Below are 15,277 nucleotides of genomic sequence, written 5' to 3'. Positions count from 1 at the left end.
AGGAGCCCGACGTGCCCCAGCTGTTGCAGCTCGATTCGTCCGCGAACCTCGAGACGTCCGTCTCCCGCGAGCTGACCCGTCTCTTCGCCGACACGTGGCGCCGGCGCGGACCCGGCCACACCGTGATCCAACGGGACCTGCACCGAGACCCGGTCCCGCATCTCGGGGACGCGGAACTGCACTACGCGCCACGCCTGCGGGCACCCGGCGCCTCCGTCGATCCCGCGGCGGAGGCCTTGCAGACGGAGCTGATCGCCGAGGTCCGGAGCGCCGATGCCGTCGTGATCGGTGCCCCGATGTACAACTGGTCGCTGCCGTCGACGCTGAAGGCGTGGATCGACCACATCCACGTACTCGGCACCACCGTGCCGTTCGACACCCCGGACCAGCCGTTCGCGGGCACGCCCGTCGTCGTGATCTCGAGCCGCGGGCTGGCCTACGGCCCCGGCGACCCGGACGAGGGCCTCGACCACACCGTGCCGCCGCTGCAGCAGGTGCTCGGCACGTCGCTGGGCATGGACGTCACGGTCGTGACCGCCGAATACACCCTGGCGGGACGTATTCCGGCACTGGAGCCGATGACCGAGCGCTCCACGGCAAGCCTGGACGCGGCGCGCGAACGGGTGCAGCGGCTCGCGCACGGTCTCGGCGCCTGAGCCGGGCGCGGCCGGTCCTCTCGTCGGCTCTCAGGCGAATCCGGCGGCGGCTCCGAGGCTTCAAAAGTAGTTCCGCGCCAGTGACTGCGCTGGGAGATGCGTCGTTTATGGCTGGCCGACGGGGCTCCCCCTCACGTCCATTCGTTCGGTTCTTCCGGGCCGCGCTCGAGCGGTCGCTGTCGGTGTGATGCGTCCAAATCGCGAGTCGCTCGTCAGAGATGTCGACTTCCCAACCCAGGGAAGCGCCGTCTCGGAAGGACCCTCAGATGACGACCATCCGTGTCCACATCGCGCTCGACGCCGACGACACCGACGCACCACCCCTCCTTGCGGGGGTGCCCCGACGTCCGGGCCGGCGACGCCGGAGCGCGCCGGCAGTGCACGTGCCCGGCACCGGTTCGGAGGCGTGAGATGAACGCCCCTGCAGTAGTAGTGGACGATCTCCACGTCGCCTACGACAAGACGTGGGCGCTCGACGGCCTCGACCTCGAGGTGCGGGCGGGCACGACGCTCGGCGTGCTCGGCCACAACGGCGCCGGTAAGACGACCTTGATTCGCGTGCTCACCACGCTGGTGCGGCCGACCGTCGGCCGGGCGCTGGTCGAGGGCCTCGACGTCGTCACCGACGCGATGGACGTGCGCCGCCGGATCGGAGTCACCGGCCAGTATGCCGGACTCGACGAGTTCCTCACTGCCCGAGAGAATTTGGAACTGATAGGCCGCCTCGCCGGTCTGCGCGGCCGGGCACGGGCTCGGGCCGACACTCTGATCGACCGGCTCGGGTTGCTCGACCTCGCGTCGCGGCGGGTCGGTGAACTCTCCGGTGGGTCACGACGTCGGGTCGACCTGGCCGCCAGCCTGGTCGGATCTCCGTCGGTACTGTTCCTCGACGAGCCGACCACCGGCCTGGATCCCATCGCCCGCAGCGCGCTGTGGGACGTCGTCGACGAACTCACCACCAACGGCACCACCGTCGTGCTCACGACCCAGTACCTCGAAGAGGCCGACCGGCTTGCCGACCACATTGTCGTGCTCAACCGGGGGCGGGTCGCCGCCCGCGGTACGCCCGCCGAGCTGAAGCGGATTGTCGGCGGCAAGGTGGTGACCGCCACGATTCCCACGCACCAGCTCGGCGGCCTGCCGTTCGGGCCCGAGACCGAGAATCCCGTCGACGGCGGTCGGGTCCGTGTCTCGCTCACCGTCGGCGACGCGATGACCGCTGCCGAACTCGTCGCCCAGCTCGCCCGGGACCGCGTCGACGTCAGCGACCTCGATGTCGCCTCGCCCAGCCTCGACGACGTCTTCACCCACCTCACCCACGACGGAGCCACCCCATGAACGCCATGCTCACCACCCGATCCGGGCGGTCACCCGCCGCAGACCAGCTCGCGGCCCTTGTGGTCCGCAATCTGCGCACCAGTGCCCGCGTCCCGCAGTTGCTGATGTTCTCGCTGACGATGCCGATGGCGATGTTGGTCCTGTTCAGTCAGGTGTTCCGCAGTGTGGCGGCCGGACCCGGTTTCCCTCCCGGGGTCAGCTACATCGACTTCCTCACCCCCGCCATGCTGGCAGTCTCCACCGTGATGGCCGGCACCAACGCGGGGGTGTCCGCGGCGATCGATCACACCAACGGCCTGCACGACCGCTTCGCCGCGCTTCCCATGCGGGCGGCGCTGCCCGGTGTGGCGCGCACGCTCAACGAAGCCGCGTTCACACTCGCCCGGGCCGCGCTCCTCGGTGTCGCCGCCGTCGTACTCGGGTTCGAGTTCCATGGCACCGTCGTCGACGCCCTGGCCGGCATCGTCGTGCTCGCCGTGCTGGCCGCGGCGATGAGTGCCCTGTTCGGGCTCATCGGTGACCGGCTCCGCCGTCCCGATGTGGTGCAGTTCGCCGGGATGATGGTGATGATGCCGCTGATGTTCGTCTCGAGCGCGTTCGCCCCGCTCGAGACCATGCCGGGTTGGATGCAGGCCGCCGCGACGCTCAACCCGGTCGCCCACGCCACCGATGCCCTGCGCGGATACGAGCTCGGCACCGCCACGTTCGGCGACACGGCCACTGCCGTTGTCGCCGCGGTCGCGCTGTGGGCGACGGTGACGCTCCTGCCCGGCATCGCGCGCCGGTTGCGCGCGTCGGTCGCGCGTTGAGCCTGCCCACCTGGGCGGTGCGCTGCCCGGATGGTTCATACCCGCGATCGGACTGACCGTCCACGGGACTGGAAGGTCGTCGTCGGTCGAACAGATCGCTCGACTGTGTAGTCGAGAGAAGGCGCAGGAGGCGAAGATCGCGCCCTACCTGAACGACCTCGTCATGCAGCGCGGACGCACACGCCGTGGGCGCTCGAATGGGACCTGCGACGAGATCGCCACGCCGGGGGGAGTGAGCGACCGCGGGTAGGGTCAGCCGGCCGCCGACGTAGCACGGTCCGGCAGCCAGCGGACGTACCGCAGTCCGCGGCGTTCCCTCTCGGTGAGTCCGCCCCAGATTCCGTGCTGTTCCTTGTTCTTCACGGCATGGTCGCGGCACGCGATACGAACGGGGCAGGGTGCGCAGATGTCCCGGGCCGCTCGTTCCCGGCGTTGCCGCTCGCCCAGGGTCTCGCCCTCGGGGGCGTAGAAGGTGTCCGGTCCGATGAACCGGCAGCGGGCGTGCAGACGCCAGTCGGGTGCGTCGGGGGCGACGATGGGGTCCGGTGCCGGGGCAGGAGAAGTCATGTCGGTTCCGGGGTCAGGCCATGAGTGCGGTGAAGCGCCAGTCCAGCACGGCTGCCGGCGCGTCGGTGCCGCGGTGGGCGTGGACGATCGAGCGCAGTTCGAGGACGCCCCCTCCGCTGTCGAGGGGGTGGGCGGAGTCGACGTGCAGGTCGCTGGTGAGGGTGTCGCCCTCGTGGACCGGACCGGTGTGGTCGCACGAGTGCCAGCCGAGGACGGTGACGAGGTTCGGCAGCGCCCGGGTGGCCTGGGCCAGGGCGAGACCGATGGTGTGACCCCCGTACACCAGTCGCCCTGCGGCACCGACACGTTCGTCGTGGTGGGTGGCGGCGATGTTGAGGGTCAGCCGCGCCAGCTCGGGTGCGCTGGTCACGACGTCGCCGCTCGACCGCAGCACCGCACCGGCCAGCGACGGATCGAAATGCGTTCCTGGAACCCGTGTCCGGTAGGCGGCGAGATCCCAGTCGGCGGGCGCGGACCACCGCGGCGGCTCCTGCGGGCCGATCGCGGACAGGTCGTCGGCGGCCACGACGCGTTCGGGATCGGGGTTTTCGTTCAGCGGCAGCATCGCGCACCGGTAGAAGTCGAGGACGGTCCGTCCGTTCTGGTCGACGGTGTTCATCCGCAGCGCCGCCAGGCCGGTGGGTTTGCGGCCGGGCTTGACCGAATTCTCCTTCAGACCAACCACTTCGGTGGTCGTGTAGAGCGTGTCACCGAGGTGCGGGAAGCGGTGGAAGCGCAGGCCGCGGTAGAACAGGTTGGCCTTGACGTGGTGGGTGACCAGGGTGGACTGGCCGATCGCGAGATCGGTGACGAGCCCGGCGTGCGCGACGGGCCCACCGGCGACGGCCGCCGACAGGTGCGCATCGAGGGGCAGGCGCAGCCGGTCGCCGAGGATCGCCTGGTGGGCGGCGGCGAGGCCGTCGGTGATCGTGACCGCGGGGGCGGTGTCGAAGACCTGGCCGACGGTCAGCTCGTCGAAGTAGGGGCCGCCGACCTCGGTGGCGGCGTTCGCGGTGGTCATCTCAGTTCTCTCCGATCAGGGCGAGGGTGCGGCGGGCGGCGACGGCGACCGCCTCGTCGAGCATCTGTCCGTCGAGCTGGGCGGCGCCCGCGCCGCGGGCCTCGGCCTCGGCCAGGGCGGCCAGCACCCGCCGCGCCTGCTCGGCCTGCTCGTCGTTCGGGGTGAAGGCCGCTGCGGCCGAGTCGATCTGGGCAGGGTGGATGACCCATTTGCCGTCGAAGCCGAGGTCGGCGGTCCAGCGGGCGGCGTGACGGAACCGATCGTCGTCGGTGATGCCGAGGAACGGGCCGTCGATCGCCTGCACGCCCGCGGCGCGGGCGGCGTGCAGGATCCGGTCCTGCACGTACAGCCAGTGCTCGGGGGCGGCGGTGCGGGTGCGGCCGAGCGCGGCGCCGAGGTCGGCGTAACCGAGGATCACCGCGGCCAGTCGCGGGCCGGTGACGATCTCGTCGAGGCGGGTCACCCCGGCCGGCGTCTCGATCAGCGCCTGCACGGCCAGGTCGGTATCGCCTGCCGCCGTGAGGATCCGGTCGGTCTCGGCGAGGTCGGCCGGGCCCTCGACCTTGGGCACCACCACCGACGACAGGGCCGATCCGAGGGCGGCGCAGGCGCGCAGGTCGTCGGCGAACCACGGCGTGCCGGGACCGTTGACACGCACCGCGATCGTGCGACCGGTGCCGTGCGTGGACACCAGGTCGGCGACGAGGTCGCGGGCGGTGTCCTTGTGGCCGGTGGCGACGGCGTCCTCGAGGTCGAGAACCACCTCGTCGGCCGGGGAGGCCAGAGCCTTGCCGGCCTTGCGGTCGTCGGAGCCGGGGGCGACGAGCACGGCTCGCCGGCGGCGGGGCTGGGCGAGAGTCACGGATCAACCTCTGCTGTGGGGCGGTCGGGAACGCGCTAAATGTACGGCCATTGTCCGGTCCGGCGCTACCCGGAGCGGACCTATAGGCGACGGCAGGGTCGACGTATAGGCGGTTCGAGGGGTGTCGTGCGACCGGATGGTGTTGACACGGCCGGGTGCGCCACGAAAAATGGCCGTACAAATGACGGGTGGGATCGCAGGTCCCGTGTCGATTCGAGGATTTTTCCGTGAGCTACCTGAGCGACGAAGAGACCTACCTGGTCAAGACGGTGCGCGAGTTCATCGACCGGGAGGTCAAGCCGTCGGTGCAGGAGGTCGAGCACTCAGGCGAGTACCCCGAGAAGTGGATCGAGCAGATGAAGCAGATCGGGATCTACGGGCTGGCCGTGCCGGAGGAGTACGGCGGGATGCCGGTGTCGATGCCGTGCTACGCGCAGGTCACCGAGGAACTCGCCCGCGGCTGGATGAGTCTGGCCGGGGCGATGGGCGGGCACACCGTCGTCGCCAAGCTGCTGGTGCTGTTCGGCACCGAGGAGCAGAAGCAGCGTTGGCTGCCGAAGCTCGCGACCGGTGAGGTGCGCGCGACGATGGCGCTGACCGAGCCGGGCGGCGGCTCGGACCTGCAGGCGATGACCACCACCGCCCGCCGGGACGGCGACGACCTGGTGATCACTGGCGCCAAGACGTGGATCACCAACGCCCGTCGCGCCGGGCTGATCGCGCTGCTGTGCAAGACCGACCCGGCCGCCACCCCCCGGCACAAGGGCATCTCCATCGTCCTGGTCGAGCACGGGCCCGGCCTGACCGTCTCGCGGGATCTGCCCAAGCTCGGCTACAAGGGCGTCGAGTCCTGTGAGCTGAGCTTCGACGGCTACCGCGCCCCGGCGACGGCGATCCTCGGCAGCGAGCCCGGCCGGGGTTTCGGGCAGATGATGAAGGGCCTCGAGACCGGCCGCATCCAGGTCGCGTGCCGCGCCCTCGGCGTCGCCGCGGCCGCGCTCGAGGACTCCCTGGCCTACGCGCAGCAGCGCGAGAGCTTCGGCCAGCCCATCTGGAAGCACCAGTCGATCGGCAACTACCTGGCGGAGATGGCCACCAAGCTCACCGCGGCACGGCAGCTGACCCGCTACGCGGCCGAGCGCTTCGACAGTGGCGAGCGGTGCGACATGGAGGCCGGCATGGCCAAGCTGTACTGCTCGGAGATCGCGATGGAGATCGCGCTGAACGCGGTGCGCATCCACGGCGGCTACGGCTACTCCACCGAGTACGACGTCGAACGCTACTTCCGCGACGCCCCGCTGATGATCGTCGGCGAGGGCACCAACGAGATCCAGAAGGGCGTCATCGCGTCCCAACTGGTGGCCCGCGGCGGCCTGTGACCGCCCGTCACTAGGATCCGTGATCGTCATGGGCGAACGCGACACGGAACCGGCGTACGCGCAGCTGTCGCGACGGCTGCGCGAGGCCGTCGACGCCGGCGAGTACCGCGGCGGCGTGCGGCTGCCCACCGAGGCCGAACTCGCGCAGCGCTACGGACTGAGCCGGCAGACGGTGCGGCGGGCGTTCCAGGACCTCGTCGCCGACGGCGTCGTCTACCGGGTGCCCGGCCGCGGCACATTCGCCGACGAGGGCGGGCGGCGCTACCGGCGCCAGCTCGGCTCCATCGAGGACCTGCTCGACCTCGCCGCCGACACCACGATGGAGATCGTCGCGCCACTGAGACGCGGCGTGCACATCGAGGCCGCGAGCCGGCTGCGACTGGACACCGATCTGGTGCATTCGGTGGCGCTGCGCCGCGTGCACGACGGGATCCCGTTCGCGCTGACCACCGTGTACCTGCCCGATCACGTGGCCGCGCACGTGCTCGATGCCCCGGAGCTCGCGGCCGGGGCGTCGAGCCGGAACACTGTGATGGGTCTGCTCGAACCGCACCTCGAGCATCCCATCGTCGAGGCGGCACAGACGATCACCGTCGCGCGGGCCACGGACGAGGTTGCGCGCGAGCTGAACTGCACCGCGGGGCATCCCCTGCTGCGGGTGGACCGGCTGTACTCGAACGATCTGGGCGAACCCGCCGAGCTGTCCGTCAGTTACTTTCTGCCCGAGCACTACACGTATCGCGTCACCCTCCGTCGCGCCGGACACCGTCCGCAGCGGCCCTGACCCAGGAGAAACGAATCATGCGCACCTTCCACGGAATCGACGAGATCGAGGCGGCCGTCGGCGAGGATCTCGGCCACAGCGAGTGGCTCGAGATCACCCAGGAGCGGGTGAACCTGTTCGCCGAGGCGACGGGGGACCACCAGTGGATCCACGTCGACCCCGAGCGCGCGAAGGACGGACCGTTCGGCACGACCATCGCCCACGGCTACCTCACCCTCTCGCTCCTGCCCGTCCTCGGATCGCAGATCTTCGCCGCCGAGGGACTGAAGATGCGGATCAACTACGGTGCCAACAAGGTTCGATTCCCGTCGCCGGTGCCGGTGGGGTCGAAGGTCCGGGCGACCGCGAAATTCACCTCGCTCGAGCGCACCGCGAAGGGCGCGAACCTCACCGTCACCTACACCGTCGAGGCCGAGGGTGCCGAGAAGCCGGCGCTGGTCGCGGAAACCATTGCCGTGCTCGTGGCGTAGCGGTCCACCAGCCTGCGGACGGACGCGGGCACGGGCACGTCGTCCGCGACCCACGGCGCGGCGACCGGACGGTCCGCGACCGTCCGCAACGGGACCACACCCGCCCACGAGCCGTCGCTCACGTCGGGCGCGGACGGGGGTGCGTCGCGGATCTTGACCGTCCACTGTCCGGCGCGGATGGGCAGGACCAGGGTGGCGGTGGCCGCCAGTTCCTTCCTGGTGTGTGCCCGGGTCTCGGTGCTGCGCCCCGGAATGAGGCCGTCCGACAGGGCATCCAGGGCGGCGGCGGACTCCTCGGCGGGCAGGGCCGTGACCTCGCCCCGGACGACGGCGGATCGGAAGTTCGCGGACGAGTGGAACAGATCCTGCGCGACGACGACACCGTCGAGGAGCGAGACGCACACGGCCACCGGCGCACCGGATGCGGCCAGGCGCAGTGCGCCCGCGCCGGTGGAGCCGTGCAGCAGGATCCGGTCGCCGTCGCGCGCGTACAGCATCGGTACCACCCACGGCAGGCCGTCGACGACGGTCGCGAAGGTGCAGGTGACGGCCGCGTCCAGCACCGCGTCGAGGTCGGCCCGTCGGGTGCGGGCCCGTTCGGGATAGCGCCTGATGTTCTCCATGCCGGTGAGTCTGTCGGTTATCCGGTCCACTGAACAGGTCCACAAAGCGCGCACAGTCCAGGACCAGTATCGTGGCGCCGTGCCCCGTGTCGCGCCCCCGGTCCATCCGGCCTTCGAACTGCCCGACACCGACGCGCCCCTCCGGCAGCGCCTCGCCGAGGCCGTCGTCGACCAGATCCGGTACGGCCGCATCCGGGTCGGCGATCCGCTGCCGTCGACCCGCGTGCTGGCCGCCGAGCTCGGGGTGTCCCGCGGGTGCGTCGTCGACGCCTACGACGAGCTGTGTGCCTCGGGATTCGCTGTGGCGCGGGCGGGTTCGGGCACGCGCGTCGCGCCCGGTGCCGACGTCGCGGCGCGGGCGCACGCCGCATCCCATCCCGTCGTGCCCGCGGCGGCGACGGAGCCGGATCCGGTGCGGCGCGCGCCCGCACTGGACCTGCGGCCGGGGATCCCGGATCCGGCGCTGATCTCGGAACCGGAGTGGCGTCGCGCGTGGCGGGCGGCCGCCGCGGCGCCGCGGGCCCTCGGCGTCGCGGATCCGGAGGCTCATCCGGATCTGCGCCGGGCGCTGGCCGACCATCTCCGGCGGACGCGGGGCCTCGCCTGCGGGGCGGACGAGATCGTCGTGCTGCCGGGCGTCGCCGCCGCGGTGCGGGTGCTCGCGATCGCGGCGCGGCTGCGAGACCGCGACGTCGCGTTCGAGGATCCGGGATACCTCCGTGCGCGACGGGCGCTCGTCGGTGAGGGCGCCCGGCCGCGTCCGGTCCCGGTGGGGGAGGACGGTCTGGATCCCGACCTGCTGCGGGACACGGACGCCGCGGTGTACTGCACGCCCGCACATCAGTATCCGTTGGGGGCGCGCATGCCCGTGTCCCACCGCGCCCGGCTCGTTGCCCGTGCCGCCGAGAGCGGAACGATCGTCGTCGAGGACGACTACGACGGGGAGTTCCGGTACGACGTGTCGGCCCTGCCGGCGCTGCGCAGCATCGACGGCGGCCGCGAGTGCGTCGCCTACGTGGGGACGGCCTCGAAGATCCTGTCGCCGGATCTGCGGCTCGCGTGGCTGATCCCACCGGCCCCGTTGCGCTCGCGCATCGCGGCGGCCGTGGCCGAGAGCGGGGAGGTGGCCGGCTCGGTCGCCGCGTCCGCGCTGGCCCGGCTGATCGAGTCGGGGGCGCTGTCTCGGCATCTGGCGCGTGCGTCCCGCACCTACCGCGCCCGTCGGGCGGCGTTCGTCGGTGCGCTTCATGGTCTCGAACGGTCCGGGGTGTCGGTGACCGGCATCGAAGCGGGTCTGCATGTGGTGCTCCGGTTTCCGGAGGGTGTCGACGACGTCGCGATCGCCGCCGCAGCGCGACGGCTCGGTGTGGAGACCACGCCCCTCAGCAGGTACAGCGCCGGCCCCGGTGGTCCGAGCGGCCTGGTGTGCGGCTACGCGCGGTTGCCGGAATCGCGGGCGGCGGCCGCCGCCGACGCGATCGGAGCCGCCCTACCCGGCGGTGTGCCCTTTGGGTTGCCCTAGCAGCCCAAAAGGCACACCGGCGGCGGAGCCGCCTGCGTGCTACGTGTTGCGGCCCCGCGCGGCGACTGCCCACCGGTCGACCGCCGTGTCCCCGGCGACGACAGTCAGGTCGTCGGCGAGGTTGACCGTGGAGCACACGTGGTTGGGGATCACCCGGAGGCGTGTGCCGAGGGTGGGGCGGTCGGAGTCGTCCGGCCACAGCACGGTGGCGTGGTGTTCGGACAGCGCGACGATGCGCGCGTCCGGGGCGCCGAGGATGCGGCCGTAGCCCGTCGCCCACGGGGCGCGGTCGGCGCCGAGCACCTTGCTGCCGGCGTCCAGCACGACGGTGTCGTCACGCGCCGACACCACCGTCGCCAACGCGGTCAGCGCGATCGCGTCCTCGTCGATCGTGCCCAGTTCGAGCTGCTGGGCGTCGCCGAAGACGTACACGCCCGGGCGCAGTTCGGTGGCGGCCGGCACGTCGAGGTGAGCGGTGGGGGTCGAGCCGCCGCTGATCACCTCGGCGTCGTGCCCGGTGGCCTCCAGGGCCGCCACCGCCCGGCTCAGCGCTGCCGCCTCGTCCGTCGCCGCGACCGCCGGCCGTCCCGGGCCGTACGAGTGCCCCGGAAAGGTGAACACGCCGCGCACCTCGAGCCCGACGGACGCCGCCGCGACGGCGACCGACCCGGCCCGCTCCGGCGCGACGCCGGTGCGGTGATGACCGCTGTCGACCTCGACGAGCACGGTCAGGCCCGGCCGGGCGTGCTCGGCGAGGGCCCGCGCGCCCTCCGCCGAGTCCACGCCCACGGTCAGCCGGACCTCCGCGGCGAGCGCGCGCAGCCGGGCACCGCGCGCGGCATCCGTCCACAGCGGATACGCGACGAACAGGTCGCGGAAGCCGGCATCGGCGAAGACCTCGGCCTCGGAGACCGTCGCGACGGTGAGCCCGACGGCGCCGGCGGCGAGCTGACGCCGGGCGATCTCGACGCACTTGTGGGTCTTCGCGTGGGGGCGCAGGGCCACCCCGCGGGTACGTGCCGCGTCGGCCATCCGCGCGATGTTGCGGTCGAGGACGTCACGGTCGACGAGGAGGGCGGGGGTGGCGGGAACCGCCGGGAACGCGGGCATGGCCGCACTCTATTCGCGGCGCTGTCCCGCGCCGGTCCGCACCCCGGGTTGCCCGAAAATAGAGAGCGGTCGTCCTCTTTCTGTCTATGCTTCGTGCATCGACGTGAGGGAGATCACATGAACACGACACCGGCGCCCACCGAGTTCGACCTGGTCGTCCGCGGCGGACTGTGGTTCGACGGCACCGGCGCCCCCGGCGTGGTCCGCGACCTGGGCATCAAGGACGGGGTGGTGGCGACGGCGAGCGCCGACCCACTGCCCGTCGGACCGGGCACCGAGGTGATCGAGGCGGCCGGCCGCTGGGTGATGCCCGGCTTCGTGGACCCGCACACGCACTACGACGCCGAGGTGCTCGTCTCGCCCGGCCTGCCGGAATCGGTGCGGCACGGCGTCACCACCGTCCTCATGGGCAACTGCTCGCTCTCGACGGTGTTCGTGCCGCCGCTCGACGCCGCGGACCTGTTCAGCCGGGTCGAGGCGCTGCCCCGCGAGCACGTCCTGACGGCACTCGAACAGGGCCGGACCTGGTCGTCGCCCCGGGAGTACGTCGCCGCGCTGGACGCCCTGCCGCTCGGCCCGAACGTCGCCGCGTTCATCGGGCACTCCGACGTGCGGGCGGCCGTCCTGGGCCTGGGCCGCTCCACCGATCCCTCGAGCCGGCCGAGCCGGGCCGAACTCGCCGCGATCGAGGCCGGCGTCGAGGACGCCCTCGACGCCGGCTTCCTGGGCGTGTCCACCATGACGAATCCCTGGGACAAGCTCGACGGCGATCGCTACCGCTCCCGCACCCTGCCCTCGACCCACGCGTCGTGGTCCGAATTCCGCCGGATCCACCGCATCCTGCGCCGCCGCGGCCGCGTCCTGCAGGCTGTGCCGAACCTCAACACCAAGTACGACGTGGCCTTCTTCGCCCTCGCCACCACGGGTGTGGGCCGCAAGCCGATGAAGGCGGCCGTGCTCGCCGCCGCCGACACCAAGGCCGAGCGCTGGGTGCACCGCATCTTCGGTCCGATCGCCTTCGCCGCCAACCGGATCGGGCGCGGCGCGTTCCGCTGGCAGCACCTGCCCACCACGTTCGAGGTGTACTCCGACGGGATCGACCTCGTCGTGTTCGAGGAGTTCGGTTCGGGGCGCGCCGCGCTGCACCTGAAGGAGGAGGTCGCCCGCAACGAACTGCTGCGCGACGAGGCGTACCGGCGCTGGTTCCGGCAGGACTTCGACAAGAAGTTCTCGCCGCGCGTGTGGCACCGCGACTTCGACGACACCACCATCGTCGAGTGCCCCGACGCGTCGCTCGTCGGTCGCTCGATCGGCGACGTGGCCCGCGACCGCGCCGTGCATCCGGTGGACACCTTCCTGGACCTCGTCGTCGAGCACGGACGGAAGTTCCGCTGGCACACGGTGATCGCCAACGACCGGCCCGAGGTGGCCAATCGGCTGCTCCGGCAGCCCGGCGTGACCGTGGGCTTCTCCGACGCCGGTGCGCACCTGCGCAACATGGCGTTCTACAACTACGGCATCTGCATGCTGCGCCGCATCCACGAATACGCACGGCGCGGCAAGCCCGTCATGCCCTTGGAGTCGGCGATCCACAAGCTCACCGGCGAACTCGGCGACTTCTACGGCATCGACGCCGGGCACCTGCGCGTCGGCGACCGGGCGGACCTCGTGGTCGTCGACCCGGCCGGGCTGAACCAGGACACCGACGCCTACCACGAGGCGCCCATGCCCGAGTTCGGCGGGCTGAGCCGCATGGTCAACCGCAACGACGCCGCCGTCACCGCGACCGCGGTGGCCGGTCGCGTGGTGTTCCGCGCGGGCGAGTTCGTCCCCGGGTACGGCGCCACCGTCGGCACCGGCCGGTTCCTGCGCGCGGGCACCGACGCGCGCGGACCGGTGCCGGCGCGACGCCCCGCTCCGCGCGCCGCTGCACCGCCCGCCGCTGCACCGCCCGCCGCCGCTCCGTCCGCCGCCGCTCCGTCCGCCACCGCCCCGGCCGGCAGCGCAGCACCATGACCGGGACCGCGGCACCGTCGCGCCGCACCCAGCAGCAGCGGCGCACGGCGACGATCGAACGGATCCTCGACGCGACCGTCGCGTCGCTGGGCGAGCTGGGTTACACGGCCACCACCATCGGGGAGGTGTGCCGCCGCTCGGGGGTGTCCTCCGGAGGGGTGTTCCGGCACTTCCCGACCCGGCTCGACCTGATGATCGCGGCCGCCGACGCCGTCCGCGAACGGCAGTTCGCGAACTTCCGGCTGGGGTTGACGCAACTCGGCGGGCCCGACGAAAGCCCCGAATCGGTCCGCGAGTGCCTGCGCCTGCTGCGGGCCGCGTGCCGTGCCCCGATCAACGCCGCCTGGTACGAACTGCTCGGCGCGGCGCGCACCGACCCCGCGCTGCGCGAACGCCTGGCCCCCATGGCACAGCGGTACCACGGCCGGATCGCCGAATTCGGGCGCACCCTGCCGATCGCCTCGCGATTCGAACCGGCGGAGTTCGACACGCTGCTGTTCACGCTGGTGCACCTGCTCGACGGGGAGGCCGTCGCGGCGGTGGTGCACCCGCAACCCGAGCAGGAGGAACCGCGCCTCGAACTGATGGCCCGCCTGGTGACCGGGGCCACGCCACGCAGTAGATTCAGGTAATGAGCATCGACAACGATTCGGCGCCGAAGTGGTTCGTCGAGGCCCTGTCCGCGCCGGTGGAAACGGGCAGCGTCGAGGTCGACGGCGCCTCGATCGCGTATCGCGCGTGGGGTGAGGAGGGCCGCCCCGGCATCGTGCTGGTGCACGGCGGGATGGCGCACTCGTGCTGGTGGGATCACGTCGCACCCCAGCTCGCCCAGGGCCGGCGCGTCGTCGCGCTGGACATGAGCGGGCACGGGGACAGCGACCACCGCGAGCACTACTCCCTCGAGACGTGGGCGCGCGAGGTGCTCGCGGCGGCGCAGGCGGGTGGGATCGCCGGAGCGCCGGTCCTGGTCGGGCACAGCATGGGCGGGATCGTGTCCTTCGTGGCCTCTCACCTGTACGGCGACCGGCTGGACGGGGTGATGATCCTCGACTCGCCGATCCGGGACCTGACGCCCGAGGAGATCGAGATGCGCGCTCAGGTGGCCCGCGAGCGCAGCGACACGAAGGTGTATCCGACGGCGGAGGAGGCGATGGCCCGTTTCCGGCTCGTCCCGCCGCAGGACACCGCCGAGCCGTACGTGCTCGAGCACATCGCCCGTCAGTCCATGCGGCAGGTGCCCGGCGGCTGGAGCTGGAAGTTCGACGCCCTGCGGATGACGAAGGACCGGCGCACCAGCCTCGAGAGCTTCGAGGCGAAGTGCCGCGTCGCCTATTTCCGTTCCGAGAACGGGATCGTCGCCCTCGATCTGCTCGGTCGCATGCGGCCGCAGTTCGGTCCGGGTGCGCTCGTGGCCGAACTGCCCGCCGCGGGGCACCATCCGATGATCGACCAGCCGCTCGCGGTGGTGACCGCCGTGCGGACGGTCCTGGCCGGATGGGCGGCGCCGTGAACCCGCTGCGTCCCGTCGCGGTGCAGCTCGGCCGGCAACCGTGGCTGCCGCGGTTCACCCCGCAGATCGTCACCGTCGACCACACCCTCCAGCGGGTGACGTCCGGCCGGGTCACGCTGTTGACGCTCGCCGGGCTGCCGGAACTGGTGCTCACGGTCCGCGGCCGCAAGAGCGGGGTGGAGCGCCGCACCCCCCTGCTGTGCGCCCCGCGCGACGACGGCTGGCTCGTCGCCGGAAGCAACTGGGGGATGCCCGAACTGCCGGGCTGGGCGCACAACCTCGAGGCCGCCGACGAGGCACTGGTGACCTACCGAGGGGAGGACACCGTGGTCGTGCCGCGCCGCGCGCGCGGCGTCGAGCGCGACGTGCACTGGGGGGTGCTGGTGCAGGTGTGGCCCAATTACGAGCTGTACGCCCGGCGCACCGAGCGGGAGATCCCGGTCTACCTGTTGACACCGAAGGACTGAGGACTCACCACCCTCGGGGTCCACGGAAATTCTTGCGCCGAACCGGAATTCGCCACCGCCGCGGCGCGAGCGGATTCCGGATCGGCGAGCAGATCCGGAACGGCTCCTGCAGCCCGGTACCCGGACGGCCGTGCGTCGGGGCC

At 71.9% G+C, this 15,277-nt stretch carries 17 protein-coding genes; 12 read left to right on the top strand and 5 right to left on the bottom strand.

The genetic code is table 11. The features are described from left to right. The first annotated feature begins 11 nt into the window (after positions 1-11). The 4 genes from LZP97_RS16985 to LZP97_RS16970 all read left to right on the top strand — a co-directional run bounded on the left by LZP97_RS16985 (position 12) and on the right by LZP97_RS16970 (position 2,803). On the top strand, positions 12-656 hold the full coding sequence (locus LZP97_RS16985) for an FMN-dependent NADH-azoreductase (protein WP_040274954.1): 645 nt from the start codon (positions 12-14) through the stop codon (positions 654-656). A 266-nt stretch (positions 657-922) separates the two neighbouring features. Beyond that, positions 923-1,066, top strand: a complete 144-nt coding sequence (locus LZP97_RS16980) for a hypothetical protein (RefSeq protein ID WP_017681953.1) — start codon at positions 923-925, stop codon at positions 1,064-1,066. Position 1,067: 1 nt separating this feature from the next. Continuing rightward, complete coding sequence (locus tag LZP97_RS16975; protein ID WP_040274877.1) at positions 1,068-1,994, top strand: ATP-binding cassette domain-containing protein; 927 nt, start codon at positions 1,068-1,070, stop codon at positions 1,992-1,994. Continuing rightward, positions 1,991-2,803 (top strand): ABC transporter permease, encoded by an 813-nt coding sequence (locus LZP97_RS16970; protein ID WP_010593577.1) that lies wholly within the window; start codon positions 1,991-1,993, stop codon positions 2,801-2,803. The genes LZP97_RS16975 and LZP97_RS16970 overlap by 4 nt, the downstream gene beginning before the upstream one ends. Before the next feature lie 252 nt (positions 2,804-3,055). On the opposite strand, the gene LZP97_RS16965 is transcribed toward LZP97_RS16970, so the two are convergent. The 3 genes from LZP97_RS16965 to LZP97_RS16955 are packed head-to-tail and all read right to left on the bottom strand — an operon-like array spanning position 3,056 to position 5,220. After that, a complete protein-coding gene (locus LZP97_RS16965; RefSeq protein ID WP_010593576.1) occupies positions 3,056-3,370 on the bottom strand; it encodes a WhiB family transcriptional regulator in 315 nt (104 codons plus the stop codon). Positions 3,371-3,383: 13 nt separating this feature from the next. After that, positions 3,384-4,391, bottom strand: a complete 1,008-nt coding sequence (locus LZP97_RS16960; RefSeq protein WP_048773757.1) for a MaoC family dehydratase — start codon at positions 4,389-4,391, stop codon at positions 3,384-3,386. A 1-nt stretch (position 4,392) separates the two neighbouring features. After that, positions 4,393-5,220: an HpcH/HpaI aldolase/citrate lyase family protein gene (locus LZP97_RS16955; protein WP_010593574.1), complete on the bottom strand. Its 828-nt coding sequence runs from the start codon at positions 5,218-5,220 to the stop codon at positions 4,393-4,395. A 260-nt stretch (positions 5,221-5,480) separates the two neighbouring features. On the opposite strand from LZP97_RS16955, the gene LZP97_RS16950 reads away from it, so the two are divergent. The 3 genes from LZP97_RS16950 to LZP97_RS16940 are packed head-to-tail and all read left to right on the top strand — an operon-like array spanning position 5,481 to position 7,886. Further along, entirely contained in the window at positions 5,481-6,632 is a 1,152-nt protein-coding gene (locus LZP97_RS16950; protein WP_010593573.1) for an acyl-CoA dehydrogenase family protein, read from the top strand. Between the two features lie 28 nt (positions 6,633-6,660). After that, entirely contained in the window at positions 6,661-7,416 is a 756-nt protein-coding gene (locus LZP97_RS16945; protein ID WP_040274957.1) for a GntR family transcriptional regulator, read from the top strand. A gap of 17 nt (positions 7,417-7,433) precedes the next feature. Then, positions 7,434-7,886, top strand: coding sequence for a MaoC family dehydratase (locus tag LZP97_RS16940; protein WP_048773759.1), 453 nt, complete (start codon positions 7,434-7,436; stop codon positions 7,884-7,886). On the opposite strand, the gene LZP97_RS16935 is transcribed toward LZP97_RS16940, so the two are convergent. Next, complete coding sequence (locus LZP97_RS16935; protein ID WP_048773760.1) at positions 7,814-8,509, bottom strand: pyridoxamine 5'-phosphate oxidase family protein; 696 nt, start codon at positions 8,507-8,509, stop codon at positions 7,814-7,816. The genes LZP97_RS16940 and LZP97_RS16935 overlap by 73 nt on opposite strands. Before the next feature lie 79 nt (positions 8,510-8,588). On the opposite strand from LZP97_RS16935, the gene pdxR reads away from it, so the two are divergent. Then, on the top strand, positions 8,589-10,031 hold the full coding sequence (gene pdxR / locus LZP97_RS16930; RefSeq protein ID WP_017682373.1) for a MocR-like pyridoxine biosynthesis transcription factor PdxR: 1,443 nt from the start codon (positions 8,589-8,591) through the stop codon (positions 10,029-10,031). Positions 10,032-10,070: 39 nt separating this feature from the next. On the opposite strand, the gene LZP97_RS16925 is transcribed toward pdxR, so the two are convergent. Then, entirely contained in the window at positions 10,071-11,141 is a 1,071-nt protein-coding gene (locus LZP97_RS16925; protein ID WP_010593568.1) for an alanine racemase, read from the bottom strand. Positions 11,142-11,258: 117 nt separating this feature from the next. Between LZP97_RS16925 and LZP97_RS16920 the strand changes: the two genes are divergently transcribed. Genes LZP97_RS16920 through LZP97_RS16905 form a run of 4 tightly spaced genes read left to right on the top strand, consistent with a single transcriptional unit; the run spans position 11,259 to position 15,134 of the window. Further along, complete coding sequence (locus LZP97_RS16920) at positions 11,259-13,157, top strand: N-acyl-D-amino-acid deacylase family protein (protein WP_048773762.1); 1,899 nt, start codon at positions 11,259-11,261, stop codon at positions 13,155-13,157. Then, positions 13,154-13,789 carry a TetR/AcrR family transcriptional regulator gene (locus tag LZP97_RS16915; RefSeq protein WP_010593566.1) on the top strand — a complete coding sequence of 212 codons (636 nt, stop codon included), beginning with the start codon at positions 13,154-13,156 and terminating at the stop codon, positions 13,787-13,789. Before LZP97_RS16920 ends, LZP97_RS16915 begins: the two co-directional genes overlap by 4 nt. Beyond that, positions 13,789-14,667 carry an alpha/beta fold hydrolase gene (locus LZP97_RS16910; RefSeq protein ID WP_048773765.1) on the top strand — a complete coding sequence of 293 codons (879 nt, stop codon included), beginning with the start codon at positions 13,789-13,791 and terminating at the stop codon, positions 14,665-14,667. The genes LZP97_RS16915 and LZP97_RS16910 overlap by 1 nt, the downstream gene beginning before the upstream one ends. Then, positions 14,652-15,134 carry a nitroreductase/quinone reductase family protein gene (locus LZP97_RS16905; RefSeq protein ID WP_010593564.1) on the top strand — a complete coding sequence of 161 codons (483 nt, stop codon included), beginning with the start codon at positions 14,652-14,654 and terminating at the stop codon, positions 15,132-15,134. Before LZP97_RS16910 ends, LZP97_RS16905 begins: the two co-directional genes overlap by 16 nt. The last annotated feature ends 143 nt before the right edge of the window (positions 15,135-15,277 follow it).

Source organism: Rhodococcus sp. DMF-1, from assembly GCF_021441945.1.
GTDB classification, from domain to species: domain Bacteria; phylum Actinomycetota; class Actinomycetes; order Mycobacteriales; family Mycobacteriaceae; genus Rhodococcus; species Rhodococcus ruber.
The sequence above is the reverse complement of the archived record's forward strand: the minus strand, read 5'-3'. Positions and strand labels throughout refer to the sequence as shown.